Origin of the sequence: Kitasatospora phosalacinea (assembly GCF_030268885.1) — a bacterium.
Classification (GTDB): domain Bacteria; phylum Actinomycetota; class Actinomycetes; order Streptomycetales; family Streptomycetaceae; genus Kitasatospora; species Kitasatospora phosalacinea_C.
In genome coordinates this window covers 1-6,260 of the sequence record NZ_BSSA01000067.1, presented here as the reverse complement: position 1 = coordinate 6,260, position 6,260 = coordinate 1, and the positions used below count along the sequence as shown (strand labels likewise).

The 6,260-nt window shown below is 67.0% G+C and carries 9 protein-coding genes; 3 read left to right on the top strand and 6 right to left on the bottom strand.

Features of this window, described 5'->3' with window-relative positions; translation table 11 throughout:
- Window positions 1-306 (top strand): transposase (locus QSK52_RS38740; protein WP_285740986.1); only part of this gene is annotated, 306 nt, incomplete at its 5' end.
- A 301-nt stretch (window positions 307-607) separates the two neighbouring features.
- Here the strand turns inward: QSK52_RS38740 and QSK52_RS38735 are convergent.
- Window positions 608-895, bottom strand: coding sequence for a hypothetical protein (locus QSK52_RS38735; RefSeq protein WP_285740985.1), 288 nt, complete (start codon window positions 893-895; stop codon window positions 608-610).
- Window positions 896-947: 52 nt separating this feature from the next.
- Here QSK52_RS38735 and QSK52_RS38730 point away from each other — a divergent pair, with 52 nt between their 5' ends.
- Window positions 948-1,997, top strand: a complete 1,050-nt coding sequence (locus QSK52_RS38730) for a nucleotide kinase domain-containing protein (protein ID WP_285740984.1) — start codon at window positions 948-950, stop codon at window positions 1,995-1,997.
- 26 nt (window positions 1,998-2,023) lie between these two features.
- Here the strand turns inward: QSK52_RS38730 and QSK52_RS38725 are convergent, their stop codons facing one another.
- Genes QSK52_RS38725 through QSK52_RS38710 form a run of 4 tightly spaced genes read right to left on the bottom strand, consistent with a single transcriptional unit; the run spans window position 2,024 to window position 4,451 of the window.
- A complete protein-coding gene (locus tag QSK52_RS38725) occupies window positions 2,024-2,839 on the bottom strand; it encodes a hypothetical protein (RefSeq protein ID WP_285740983.1) in 816 nt (271 codons plus the stop codon).
- Between the two features lie 39 nt (window positions 2,840-2,878).
- Window positions 2,879-3,799 (bottom strand): ImmA/IrrE family metallo-endopeptidase, encoded by a 921-nt coding sequence (locus tag QSK52_RS38720; protein WP_285740982.1) that lies wholly within the window; start codon window positions 3,797-3,799, stop codon window positions 2,879-2,881.
- The gene (locus tag QSK52_RS38715) at window positions 3,796-4,212 is read right to left on the bottom strand and encodes a helix-turn-helix domain-containing protein (RefSeq protein WP_285740981.1); all 417 of its coding nucleotides are present in this window, start codon (window positions 4,210-4,212) and stop codon (window positions 3,796-3,798) included. The genes QSK52_RS38720 and QSK52_RS38715 overlap by 4 nt, the downstream gene beginning before the upstream one ends.
- On the bottom strand, window positions 4,209-4,451 hold the full coding sequence (locus QSK52_RS38710) for a phosphopantetheine-binding protein (RefSeq protein WP_244260065.1): 243 nt from the start codon (window positions 4,449-4,451) through the stop codon (window positions 4,209-4,211). The genes QSK52_RS38715 and QSK52_RS38710 overlap by 4 nt, the downstream gene beginning before the upstream one ends.
- A gap of 142 nt (window positions 4,452-4,593) precedes the next feature.
- Here QSK52_RS38710 and QSK52_RS38705 point away from each other — a divergent pair, with 142 nt between their 5' ends.
- Window positions 4,594-5,472, top strand: coding sequence for a nucleoside triphosphate pyrophosphohydrolase family protein (locus tag QSK52_RS38705; protein ID WP_285740980.1), 879 nt, complete (start codon window positions 4,594-4,596; stop codon window positions 5,470-5,472).
- A 207-nt stretch (window positions 5,473-5,679) separates the two neighbouring features.
- Here the strand turns inward: QSK52_RS38705 and QSK52_RS38700 are convergent.
- The coding region (locus QSK52_RS38700) for a helicase associated domain-containing protein (RefSeq protein WP_285740979.1) at window positions 5,680-6,260 on the bottom strand (581 nt) is incomplete at its 5' end.

Below are 6,260 nucleotides of genomic sequence, written 5' to 3'. Positions count from 1 at the left end.
GCGATCGTGCGGCTCTGGGAGAACGCCTGGGCCGAGTTCGTGCCGTTCCTGAGCTTCGACGTCGAGGTCCGGCGGGTCATCTGCACCACGAACGCGATCGAGTCCGTGAACGCCCGGATCCGCAAGGGCGTCCGCTCGCGCGGGCACTTCCCGAACGAGCAGGCGGCACTGAAGTGCGTCTACATGGCGATCATGTCCCTCGACCCGACCGGGGCCGGGCGCAAACGCTGGACGACCCGTTGGAAGGCCGCACTCAACGCCTTCGAGATCGCCTTCGACGGCCGACTCTCCGCCGGCCGCCGCTAACCCAACCCAACCGAGTTACACCGTTCACTGGACAGACCCGGCCGCTTGGCCCGCCATTTGGTGAGGGCGTTGAGGGTGGCGGTGGCGCGGTTGGTGTCACCGCCGAAGGCCCCAGCGTGCAGGAGTGGCCAGTCTGGGCTGATTTCCTGTCGGACCTTGGCGACCAGGCCGATGCTGTCGTAGCCCCACTGGCCGTCGAGGAGGTATTCGTCAGGCCAGCGCGGACACCACCATGGGGCAATCTCTTCCAGGGCCGACCTGCGCTCGGGGCCGACGCTTCGCTTTCCCTCTTGTACTGCTGTCAGCGCCGGGTCCGTGAGGGGCCGGGGTTGCGGACGCTTGGTAGGTCGTCGCGCTGGGAGTCGCCGGTGAGGGCGTCGGTGTGCAGCAGACGATAGGTACGAAGGGTTTCGGCGAGACGCTGCGGGTCCGGGTCGGCCGCAGTGACAAGGGCAGCGAGGATCTGGGAGCGGGAGGTGTTCTCGCCGGCTGCGGTGGCGGCACGGACGAGGATGTCGAGTCTGCGGTCGACGTCCTCGGGCCAGGAGATCAGTGTGTTGCGGCGCGCCTGCTGCCACAGCAGTTCCACGGATACCCCACTCCCGATGACGGGTTACCTACAGTCAATATATATTCACCCTATGGTGTCGATGCTGCAAGACCGTGAGGATGTGCGCGGGGCGCACTCAGAGCCTAGGGCGGTGCGGGTGGCGGGCCGTGTGCTGCGCCCCACTGCGGTTTTTGACACCTACTGGCGGTTTGCTGCGGCCCGGCAAGAGGTGTACCAGGGGCGGCTTGAAGGGCGAGGCGCGCCATGGACCCAGGATCCGATCCTGTCGCAGCACCGGTTCACCAACTGCTTCCGGGCGGCCGACCGGGTCAGCCAGATGCTGATCGGCGAGGTCTCCTATCGCGGTTCGCAGGCATGGGAGGAGGTGTTCTTCCGGACCTTGCTGTTCAAGATCTTCAACAAGGCGTCGACCTGGCGGCTGTTGATGCAGTCGCTGGGGGAGGTTCGGTGGGACACCTACGACTACCGCCTCTATGACAAGGTGCTGTCGGAGGCGTTCGAGCACGGCGAGCGGCTGTACTCGGCCGCTTACATCGTGCCGCCGCCTCAGCTGGGGGAAGGCCGCAAGCACCGTAACCATCTGCGGTTGCTGGAGCTGATGATGGGCGGCCGGGCGCCGGAGCGCGTGCTGGCCGCCCCGACGATGCGCGATGCGTACGAGATCCTGCTCGGCTTTCCCGCAATCGGCCCGTTCTTGGCCTACCAGTACTTGATCGACTTGAACTACGCGGCGCAGATGCCGTTCTCGGAAATGGACTTCGTAGTCCCCGGGCCAGGCGCGCGCGACGGGATCCGCAAGTGCTTCGGTCGGTCGGCGGACGGCATCGAGGCAGAGGTGATCCGCTATATGGCTGAGAGCCAGGACGAGCACTTCCACCGCCTCGGCCTGGCCTTCAATGGTTTGAAGGGACGGCCGTTGCAGCTGATCGACTGCCAGAACCTCTTCTGCGAGGTGGACAAGTATGCGCGGGTCGCGCATCCGGAGATCCAGGGGATCAGCGGCCGCAGCCGGATCAAGCAGGTCTACCGCAGCGATGCGGCGCCGATGACTGCCTGGTTCCCTCCCAAGTGGGGTCTGAACGAGGCGGTGCCGCCCGCGACACCGCCCGCGTCCCGCTGAAAGACATCGCAGGCTTCAAGAGAGGCCTATGCGGCAGGGATCAGCGATTGCGCGCCCATCAGGAGCGGCCTGATCCGGGTGACGGGGCCATCTAGCTGGGCGTAGCCAGCCATGACAGTAAGGGTGCCCAGCCGCAGGCCCGCTCGTTGGGCGACGTATCGGGTGAGTCTGCCAAGGCCCAGGTAGTTGCCGTAGGCACGTTCGAACATGAAGTGGCTGCGGTAGAGCGCGGCGCAGTGCAGCACCCCATCGCGGTCGAGCTGGAACGAGCAGTGGCTCAGACAGGGGAAGCCGCGTAGAGAGTTGTCGCGCTCGGCGCTGTGCACGAGCGCGTCGGCGGTGACAGCGGCGTCGCCCGTGCCCTGGTCGGCGTCGTCGGGGTGAGCTACGTCGATCTCGTAGGCGGCGGTCATGGCGCCGGACGCGGCACTCTGCCGGGTAAGCCGGTCGATCACCTTGCCGATCTGGTCAATGCGACCGCCGTCTGCGGCGGGGTAGCCGATCAGGCGGCCGAAGTAGGTGCCGCGGTTGTTGCCGGGGTAGCGCCGGATAGTCTCGTACAGCTTCCTGTAGCGGGTGACGAGCTCGGTGTGGCTTGCGCAGCGGTCGGCCAGGGCAGCCGGGAAGATGGTGCTCGCCACAGTCTCGGTGGGGTGCAGCCCTTTGCTCAGCCGGACGAGGTCGAGGTCCCCGCGGAAGCGCCGGTCGTCGGCCGTGGCATCGCCAATGCGGACCACGGTGTGGTATCCGGTACGCGCCGTGTTGTCCTTGCGGTCCAGTGCCCTGCAGGCGGCAATCCAGGCGCTTGTGACATCGGGCTCTTCGACGGTGAACGTGTGCATGGTGCTCCTTACGGGTCGTGGTACCGGGAGCTGTACAGATCAGGCTTGCCAGACGTCGTCTGAACCGGTGCGCGGGGACTGGCGTACGAGGGTGAGACCGAGCGGGTCGTCATTGCCGGGGACAGAGACGGATACCGCGGTGGAGCTGTCGAGGTCCTCCGTCACCTGGAGGATCTGCTGCGGGTCGTAAGGAGCGGCATCCCCCTCGCTCGCCGACCAGCCGGCGCCCCAGGCAACCAGCTCGGGCGCAGACTCGCCAAAGCGCGCACCAGGCACCTGCAACACCAAGAGATCGCCTGTGTCGACGTAGAACCGGCGACCATCGCTCGGCAGGTCGATAGCGTGGACGTGGGAGCCGCCGGGTACCGGCCTTCCCCCGCACAGCGAGCTCTTCAGCGCTGCCGGCGCTATTCCCAGCCACTGGTTGCCCTGGTCGCGGGTGAGCAGACGAAGCCGGGAAAGCTGACGCACAGTCCCCGCGTACGACGTGCCGAGCACCCGTGCCACCAGATACGCGTGCTCCGGACGCCGAAGGCCGCCGCCCCCCGTGACCTGCTCTACCGCTTGCAGCACTGCCGGGCGGGGCATCAGGAACCAGGCCGCGAAGGCCTCGGCGACCTTCTCGTGTTCGGGCCAGCTCCGGTCACCCCAGCGGGCGGAGTGGTCGAGGTTGTCGTCCGCGGCGCTGCGGTGCCCGAGCAGGTGGTGCCCCAACTCGTGCGCAGCGGTATGCCGCTGCGTGATCACGTCCAGACCCGCGTTCAGCAGCACCGCCGGCCCCCCGTCATTCTCGTCCATATAGAGGCCGAAGAGCCGGGGCATCGGCTGCGCCATCCCGATCAGGCCAGCGGCCCGCAGCGCCGCGAACACGTGGACATAGCCCTCCCGGTCCACCGCGAGGTCGCGGTGGGCCTGGTTTGCCGCGATGCCCGCGACCCGGTGTGCGACGTCCCAGTTCACCGCGGCGGCTGCTCCGGCTCCGAGGGGGTGGATGCAGCGTTCTCCGCATCCGCCGCACGCCGGAACTGCAGATACTGGGCGAAGTCGAGGACCGCCTGCTTGTCGCCGTTGGTGAGCCCCGACAGAGCACGGGGCAGGCCGGCCAGGACGTGCTCGCCGATGTCCGCGTTGTCTTCTTCCGCAAGGAAGTAGGAGACCGGCCGCCGGTACAGGCGCGCCAGCTTCTTCAGCTCCAGGCTGTCGACCCGCCGTGCGCCGCGCTCGATGTCGCTGATGGCGGACCGGGGGATGCCGGTGCTGTCGGAGACGAACTGCTGGGACATGCCTAGGTAGTCGCGGGTGCTCTTGAGACGCTCGCCGAGCTTTTCGAGCTCCGGGTCGCGGGACCGGATCTCCGATGACGGAGGAGTCATGACTGCTGCCTTTCGATGATGGCTTCCAGTACGGCGTCGGCGAAGGCATGGACCGATCGGGTCGCCCGGGCGGCTTCAGCGTCCGCCGGGATGCCGATGTCGTAGCGCTCTTCAACGCGGGTAAGGATCTCGACGATCAGGACAGAGTCCACCGGCAGGTCTGCACCGGCCCTCTCCAGCTCGGCCCGCACTTCCTCCGCATCCCGCTGCTCCAGCTCCGCTAGGAACTCGATGATCACGGTGACGATGTCATCGGCCGTGGGCCGGTTCGTATCCAGCTCTCTTCCCCAATCGTCTGAATTTCCGACGCCGGTGTCCTATTCTACGACATGAGTCGGGAATCCCGACAGACCTGTCCCAAGATCAGACATAAGGAGTCGCGTGGACTTCCAGCGCTACCAGCAAGCCGCCGTCAAGACCCTCCAGCCTGCAATGCCTGGGACCGACCCTGTCCTGATCCCACTCCTCGGCCTCGCTGGCGAGGTCGGCTCTCTCATCACCGTCTACAAGAAGCGCCTGCGCGACGGCACTGCGTTCGAACCTGGCAAGCAGCAACTCCGCGAAGAACTCGGCGACGTCCTCTGGTACATCGCCGCCCTCGCTCACCGATCCGACCTCTCCATGGAAGACGTAGCTGCAGCCAGCCTAGAGAAGATCAAGGACCGCTGGCGCCCCACACCCGCTGCGGAAAGGATGGCCTTCGACGAAGGCTTCCCCGACCACGAACAGCTTCCCCGCAAGACCACCCTCACCTTCACCCCCACCCCCACCGATGATGGCCGCACCGTCATTGTCCTCACCCGCGCTGACGGCACACCCGCCGGCGACCCGCTCACCAGCGCCTCCCGCATCGAGGACGACTACCGCTTCCACGACGCTTTCCACCTCGCGCACGCAGCCGTTCTCGGCTGGTCTCCCGTCACACGTTTCCTCCTCGGCTGCAAACGCCGAAGCCGCCCCGAAACCGACGAAGCCGAAGACGGAGGCCGCGCCATCGCCATCGAAGAAGGCATCTCAGCCCTTGTCTTCTCCTACGCCGCCCGACACGGCTACTTCGAAGAGGTCCAGCACATCGACCAGGAGCTACTCACCACCATCAGCCACATGACCGCCCACCTCGAAGTTGGCGCCTGTCGAGCCGCAGACTGGGAACGCGCCATCCTCACGGGCTACACAGCCTGGGCAAAACTCCGTGCACAGGGTGGCGGGACCGTCGAACTGAACTTGGACCAGCAGACTTTGACTGTGCTAGAGCACTGAGCCAGCCAGAGATCCCACCCGTTGGTGGATCAGAGCAAGCAACCGATCCATCAACGGGTTTACGAGCTGGGGCCGACACTGTGCCCACCTCAGCTTGCCCTGACGACTCTTGACGTTGCTCAGCAAGTTACCCAGCGAGATCACCACAGGCTCCCGCATGCTCCACCCCTTTGGCGGTGGTCATAACCCGCTCCACCTCGTCCCACATCACTGCGCCGCCTTTTCGGTCTCGCACCGCATCGGGGCCAGTTCGGCCGCCCACTCGACCCCGGCCTGGCCGAGTGCGACGAGCTGCTCGAAGGTGAGCTTCGCCCGCCGGGTCTTCTGGTTGGACAGCCACGTCCCCAGGCCCAGCAGCACCGGCTCCTGGCCGCCCTCTGCGGCCTCCAGCGGCTCCTTGTGCTGCCTGGGCACCCGCACGTGCCCCTCGCGCTCCGCGAAGCGCTGCAGGGCCTGAAGGTGCTGCGCGAACCGATCCGAGCGGGCCCGCACCGGCCGGGCCGCCTTCTCCGCCTTCGCAGCCTGCTCGGCGGCCAGCTCCTGGTCCTCCTCGATCCCGAGCGCGAGCAGCAAGTCGCGCTGCTCCTCCGCCAGTTCGGCGAAGGCGCCGCGCTGCGTCCGCACCCACCGCCCGATCGCCTCGCCCTCGAAGGCCGTCTCGACCGGCAGGCCGGGCCAGTCCACCACTCCGTCGCAGGCCAGCCACCACGCCCTGGCGGCGGCGTACGAGCGCTGCCAGGTGATCGGCCACGAGGGCGCCCACCACGGATCGATCGCCTCCAACGCCC